The following is a 6,284-nucleotide window of genomic DNA, read 5'->3' on the forward strand; positions in this document are numbered from 1 at the left end:
ACGAACAGGACCTGCGAGCCGGATGGCCCGTTCACGAACGGGCTCGGCTCGAACTGGCATCTCGCGGCAGCGGGTGCCTCCGTCAGCACGCGGCGGCCGACGGTTCCTGTCAGCTGCCGTTCACCTGTTCCTTGAACGCCTTGCCGGGTACGAACTTCGGGGACCGCGAGGCCGCAATCATGATCGTCTCACCCGTTGCCGGGTTGCGCCCTTCCCGTGCGTCCCGTTCCACGGGCTTGAATGTGCCAAACCCCACGAAGGTCACGGTCTCGCCCTGCGCGACAGCCTCCGTGATCGCGTCGAGCAACGCCGTCAGCGTTTGCTCGGTGTCCTTCTTGGTCTGACCGGTCTTGGCAACGACGGCATCGATGAGTTCGGACTTGTTCATGCTGTTTTCTCCTGGCGTGAATTGAGGGCCGCCATTGTGGCACCATAAAGGGGCACCTTGGCAAGTGGCTCCAGGTCGTGAAATGCCACACCGCGAGCCGCCCGACCAGCGATCTTGCCGAACGACGCCGACACCCTGAGACATGCATGTGACGCGAGCATCGATGAGCGACGTACAGACCGGCATCCTGGCTCCGGTGCCCGCGTTGGGCCGCTACCTCAGTTTCAGCACCACGCCGCAGGGCGACCTGCGCAGCGCACTGCTAGCGCTCGGAGAGCTGGCCGACGGTCAACAGCTGGTGGTGGGCCTGGGCGAATCGGTGGTACGTGCGCTGGACCGCGACATCCCGGGGCTGCACAGTTTTACCGGTGCCGTCGGGCCGGGACTGGAACTGCCGGCCACACCGTCGGCTTTGTGGTGCTGGTTGCGCGGCGAGGACCGGGGTGATCTGGTACACCTGACACGCGCGGTGCAGGCGGCGGTGGGCCGTGCGCTGGCACTCGACCAGGTGATCGAGTCCTTCCGCCATGCCACGGGCCGGGACCTGAGTGGCTACGAGGACGGCACCGAGAACCCCACCGGCAACGATGCGGTCGCGGCGGCCTTCGTCGCCGGACAAGGCGCCGGGCTGGACGGCGGCAGCTTCGTTGCCGTTCAGCAATGGGTTCACGACTTCGGCCGCCTCGAAGCGATGAGCCCCCAGGAGCAGGACCAGACCATCGGGCGGCGCCGCAGCGACAACGTCGAACTCGACGACGCTCCGTCCTCGGCTCACGTCAAACGCACGGCGCAGGAAAGCTTCGAGCCCCCGGCCTTCCTGCTGCGCCGCTCGATGCCGTGGGCCGAGGGCCAGCGTTCGGGCCTGGTGTTCGTCGCATTTGCGTCGTCGCTCCATCCTTTCGAGGCGCAGTTGCAGCGGATGATCGGCGCGGAGGACGGCATCTCCGATGCCATCTTCCGCTTCACTCGGCCGGTGACCGGCGCGTATTTCTGGTGCCCGCCGCTGCATAACGGCCGACTGGATCTGCGCGCGCTGGGGCTGCAGGCGCACCGGAAGACCTGACGGACGGACTTCGCCGCCGGTCGCGTTGTACCACAAAGGGCGGCGCTGACTGAGGTGGCCACAAAGGTTCTACCCATCTTCACGACGCCGTCCTGTTTGTCGGCTCGGCGCGCAGCGACGGCTTGAGCAAATCACTATCAAGGGCGCAGCGACGTCTCGTGAGTCTCCTCACACGAGGCGCGCGGCGGAAGCCGCTGAGGCTCGATTTTGCGCATGTCCGCGCCAACCCCTCATCCCGCACCTCAAGCGATCGACGCGGCTGAGTCGAGGCAACCGAGCAAGGTCTGTAGGCTCACCGGCTTAACCAGGTGCTGATCGAACCCCGCCGCAGCGCTGCGCCGGCGATCCTCGTCCTGCCCCCAGCCACTGATCGCGATGAGTTGCAGTGTCTGGCCAGCCGGCGACGCTCTGAGGTGTTGTGCAACCTCGTACCCATCCATTCCGGGCATTCCGAGGTCCAGGAGCACGACATCCGGCGTGAAGGTTTGGCACAGGGCCAAGGCTTCGGAACCGTCGTAGGCCGCCCTTACCGTGCCGCCAAGCTGCTGCAACATCAGCGCAAGCGTATCCGCGGCATCCCGATTGTCGTCCACCACCAGAACCCAGCGTCCCGAAAGGGGGCGCGTTGAGGTCTCTTCTTCGCGGCGTACTCGAGACGCGGGGCGCGGACTCAACGGCAGATCGACCCGGAACACGCTTCCCCGCCCAAGCCCGTCACTGTGCGCGCTGACTCGACCGCCATGTAGCTCGACCAACCGTTGCACGAGACTGAGCCCCAGGCCTAGCCCGCCCGGTTGTTGGAATTCGTCGGAGGCTTTGCCAACGCGACGGAAAGGCTCGAACACATACGGCAAGTCCTCCGCATGAATACCTAGCCCTTCGTCCTGCACCGAGACATGAGCGCGATCGTCCCGCGATTCCACCCTGACCTCGATCCGGCCGCCCACCGCCATGTATTTCGCCGCATTGTTGAACAGGTTGCTGAACACCTGCGTCAGCCGCACGGCGTCGCCTTCGAGGTAGAGCCCCTCCATTGATCGCATGACAACGACCTCGTGTTGTCCCGCCCGGATCTGGGGCTGGCTCGTTTCCAGCGCTTGGTCGAGAATGGCGTTCAGGTCACAAGGGGACTTGACGATTCTGATGTCACCCCGACTGATGCGAGACATATCCATCAGGTCGTCTACCAGCCGCACCAGTTGTTTGAACTGCCGTTCCAGGATCCCGTAGAACTGAGGGAACTGCCTTTCCGCATAACCTGTAAGCTGCAGTGCATCCAACACGGAGCCGATCGGCGCCAATGGGTTGCGCAGTTCGTGAGCCAGCAGGGCGAGAAACTCGTCCTTGCGACGCGCCACCTCCGCGCGCTCGGTGTTCAGCAGCACTGAATCGGTGATGTCCTGGACGACCAACTGGACCATCGTCCCTGGCAATTCCGAGTAGCTCACGCCATCCAGCATGGCCGGAAAGTGCGTACCATCGCTGCGCACCATGCGCACTTCCAGGTTCCGAAATGCATCACCCTCATGACGGAGACGAGCAACGATCACCTGTAGGGACTCCCTTTCGTCGGGCACGACCCAATCCAGAATCGATCGCTCCTGCGCCGCGTCTTCGTTCGTGCCGCCTACCAGCGAGATGAATGCGGGATTCGCGAAGCGGATCTGACCCTCGGCATCGAGGAGCACCACACCATGCGGCAGCCGATCGGTCAGCCGAACGAAGCGCTGTTTTTCCGCCACGAGCTTTCGATAGCGGTCCAGACGGAGAATCGTCGCGACGCGGGCCCGCAATTCGGTGCGATCGACCGGTTTTGAGAGAAAGTCATCCGCCCCCGCCTCGATACCTGCCAGCCTTGAGCCCGCGTCATCCAGCGCCGTCAACATCACGATCGGAATCTCACCCAGCGCAGGCGTTGCGCGCAGACGTCGACATACCGCGTAACCATCCATGTCGGGCATCATGATGTCCAGCAGGATAAGGTCGGGCTGCAGCTGCTCGGCCAAAAGGAGAGCCTGCTCGCCGCACTCCGCGGTGGCCAGGTGATAACGCTCGTCGGCGAGCATGGCACCGAGGACGGCCCGAGCCGTGGGTTCGTCGTCCACCAGGAGGATGCAGGGCATGCACACCATGTCACTCGGTCGCTTGTTCATCTTGCGCTTGGCACACCCCAAACAATACGGCGATCAGCGCTACCGTGGCCCGACAGAAGTAGACCCCACGCTCGCGGCAAACCGCGCTTGCCTCCCCCTTTTTCCCGATGCCGATCTTGCGCCCTGCGATGGCATTCGTTCCCGTGTCGACACATGACTAAATTCGATAATTTTTCACGCAGTTGCCACGACGCACGCCTGCTCCGGACTGCTGCCGCGTAGCAGCGCAGCTTACTCAGGAGAAACATACTTCGAAGCTGTGCCGCGAACACCACCGCGGGCTCCGCCCGCAGACGCGCGATCACTCGTGCCACCGCCGCCTCGGTCGCCTTTACGCCGTACCGGTGACGCTCCACGACCTTTTGTTCAGGCCAGGCGAGGTTACTGCGATTTATATCCAATCCTCAATACGTACTTACACCTAAGGAAAATTCGTTACGAAATTACCTTAGGCAGCCGTCACGCAACTGCCAAACCCCCAATATACAGGGCGCGAGCCTGGGCTTTATTGAATTACCGCCGGGGACACGCCCTCTTCACCTTGACGCCATGAACCTCTCTTGCCACGCCTTTCGCCCGTCTGTATCGAACTTCAGCAGTGCCAAGGTAATATCATTCGTCAACTCCGATGTCTCTCCTCGGACCTTCGGTCTACCAAGCAAATTTATCGGACTTTTCTTGGACTAGGGATTAACCCTAAAAGAAACAGGATAAGTCCTTATTTCTATCTGCCAAGCGTGTCGGCAAAATAACTGATGGAGCCGCTCAGTCCATCGGCAGCCACAAGGTCAACCAAGCAGACGGAACCTTTAGGCACAGACAGACCAGATGTTTCTCACCGTTCCGAGGTGACTGCATGCGGGATTGCCGCTTTTCGGTATTGGGCGACCGAGTCCGTCACTTTCGAACATTCCCGATACTGGCTTTCGAAGCGCTGATGCGCTTGCGCTGGACGGCAGAGGATGGGGAGTGCGATAGAGTCAACAAACTGCTCACTCGAGTGAGCGCCAACCACGTAGCGCCACTCAACAAACACGCTCCGTCCGTACCCCTAGGAGCTAGCATGGATAACGCCATCCTGACGTGGATCCCTGTCATATCATCTAACCGGCTTCAGGTCCGTGAGATATGAAGGACGGTCTCAGCATCCCTCATCGGCCTGCCCTGGATGAAAGTCTGACCGCACCGCATCCGGCGGATGGCGCTGATCAGATGCGGCTCGACCATCTGCACGACATCGTGCTTGAGATCGACGCGACCGGCCGGCTGGTCTACCTGAACGCCGCCTGGGAGCTGCAACTCGCGAGGAAGGTCGTGGACTCCCTCGGCTCACCGTTTCCCGACTACCTGTCGTACGAAGACCGACCGGCTGGGTGTCGGTTTGAAGGTCCAGGTTGCCGCAGAGGGACGGCAGGCCATGGCCATGGCGCGAGACTCGGCCTACGACCCGATTCTGATGGACGTGCAGCTGCCAAAAATGAACGTCCCGGAGGCCACTCGGCTGATTCGCGCGCTGCCCGGCCGGACGGCGGTCCCAATTCTAGCGATGACAGCCAATGTGTTCGACGAAGACCGCCGTCAATGTCTCGCTGCCGGCATGAACGCCTTCGTTGCAAAGCCCGTCGAGCCGCAGACGCTCTACGCCGCGCTGCTGCAATGGCTGGCTGCCCGGCCAGCGGGTCAGCCTGCCGGCCCGCGTACGCCTGGGAAGCCTCTCAAAGGTGACGCGTGGCTTCGCCGCGCGGCCGACATACCCGGGCTGGATCCAGCCAAGGGCTTGCGCATCGTCAACGGGAACCGGACCACGTACTTCCGGTTGCTGACGCTATTGGTCGAACAATACGGCGATCCCGCGTTCCCCGTACGCGATCTGCTGCGCGAGGGCGATCAAGCTGCCATCGGCGGTTAACCCACGATCTCACCGCTTCCGCCGGCTCGGCAGGGGCGACAACCGTGCAGCAACTGGCCGCGACATTGGACAACGCTGTCCGGCTGGGAGCGCAACCACAGGAACTCGATCAACACTGGACGGCACTTAGAACCGCACGGGTCGAACTGATCACGCAACTCCAGGCAGCGCTGAATACCGAAGGATCTCAAACGCCGGAATCGGAGCAGAACGCGCCCTTTCTCCCCTGACAGCGCCCCACAGGGACGGCCGCGGCAACTCGCGCCGCACGCCACGACGATCGTCGCCCGCGACAACGCCCCCCCGCCACGGCCCGTACCGGCCCATCGCCGCTGGGCTTGGCTTCGCACTCCCGCCGGCCATCGGCCATCACTCAGCTCACACCGTCCCACGCCACCCGGCGAATCCGCCGGGTCCCCCGCCCAGCCACCGTCCGGAATTGTGACCTGAATCACCGTTTTCCCGCCAACTCCGGACAGAGCCCTTACTAGAGTTTGGTCATGCTCAGTTCGACTCGGGTTTCTCACCGCCGCGAATACTCCGACACATAACGAACTGAAACCACTTCTTTGCATAAAACCAAAATCCAAGGGTGAGTCTCATGAATACCAAAACCGCCGCCGCTGTCGCCTCCCTCCTCGTCGCCGCAGCCCCCATCGCCTCGGCCGTGACCTTGTCCGCCACGAACCTGGCCTTCCCCGATCAGCAGATTTTCACCACCAGCACCTCGAAAACCCTCACGCTGAAAAATACCAGCACCAAAACGGAAAG

Annotated in this window: 5 protein-coding genes and 1 pseudogene; 4 read left to right on the forward strand and 2 right to left on the reverse strand. The window is 62.5% G+C overall.

Translation table 11 applies throughout. The features are described from left to right. Nucleotides 1-109: 109 nt before the first annotated feature. A complete protein-coding gene (locus ACW73L_RS16345) occupies nucleotides 110-388 on the reverse strand; it encodes an HU family DNA-binding protein (protein ID WP_498923541.1) in 279 nt (92 codons plus the stop codon). Between the two features lie 163 nt (nucleotides 389-551). Here ACW73L_RS16345 and ACW73L_RS16350 point away from each other — a divergent pair, with 163 nt between their 5' ends. Beyond that, a complete protein-coding gene (locus ACW73L_RS16350; protein ID WP_498923543.1) occupies nucleotides 552-1,451 on the forward strand; it encodes a Dyp-type peroxidase in 900 nt (299 codons plus the stop codon). Nucleotides 1,452-1,693: 242 nt separating this feature from the next. Here the strand turns inward: ACW73L_RS16350 and ACW73L_RS16355 are convergent, their stop codons facing one another. Next, the gene (locus tag ACW73L_RS16355) at nucleotides 1,694-3,604 is read right to left on the reverse strand and encodes a response regulator (RefSeq protein WP_498923545.1); all 1,911 of its coding nucleotides are present in this window, start codon (nucleotides 3,602-3,604) and stop codon (nucleotides 1,694-1,696) included. A gap of 1,212 nt (nucleotides 3,605-4,816) precedes the next feature. On the opposite strand from ACW73L_RS16355, the pseudogene ACW73L_RS16360 reads away from it, so the two are divergent. The 3 genes and pseudogenes from ACW73L_RS16360 to ACW73L_RS16370 form a co-directional block, all read left to right on the forward strand. Continuing rightward, nucleotides 4,817-4,957: pseudogene (locus tag ACW73L_RS16360) on the forward strand (PAS domain-containing protein); the annotation flags it as partial. 28 nt (nucleotides 4,958-4,985) lie between these two features. Then, entirely contained in the window at nucleotides 4,986-5,513 is a 528-nt protein-coding gene (locus ACW73L_RS16365) for a response regulator (RefSeq protein WP_498923546.1), read from the forward strand. A 44-nt stretch (nucleotides 5,514-5,557) separates the two neighbouring features. After that, on the forward strand, nucleotides 5,558-5,743 hold the full coding sequence (locus ACW73L_RS16370) for a hypothetical protein (protein WP_498923548.1): 186 nt from the start codon (nucleotides 5,558-5,560) through the stop codon (nucleotides 5,741-5,743). The last annotated feature ends 541 nt before the right edge of the window (nucleotides 5,744-6,284 follow it).

The organism is Methylolobus aquaticus, from assembly GCF_054172105.1.